The sequence below is a fragment of the Psychrobacter sp. TB20-MNA-CIBAN-0197 genome (assembly GCF_040309765.1).
GTDB lineage: Bacteria > Pseudomonadota > Gammaproteobacteria > Pseudomonadales > Moraxellaceae > Psychrobacter > Psychrobacter submarinus.
Genome location: NZ_JBEOPC010001375.1, coordinates 1 through 236, shown reverse-complemented (window position 1 = coordinate 236; position 236 = coordinate 1). Strand labels below are relative to the sequence as shown.

General features: G+C 38.6%; 1 pseudogene. It reads left to right on the top strand.

The features are described from left to right. A pseudogene (locus AAEY83_RS18455) lies at positions 1-236 on the top strand (hypothetical protein); the annotation flags it as partial.

Here is a 236-nt window from a genome sequence, read left to right as displayed (position 1 = left end):
AAACAAGATTTTATAGATTTAAGAGGTTGTGATCCTGAGGTAGCAGCAGAGACGATCAGAGAGCATTGGGCGCTTGGAAGCAAGAAGATAGGTAATTTGATACATCTATTGGAATCCAAAGGTGTTCGTGTCTTTTCATTGTCAGAAAATACCCTAGATGTTGACGCTTTTTCTTTTTGGAAAGATGGCTTGCCATTTATTTTTCTTAATAATAGGAAGTCAGCAGAGCGTAGTCG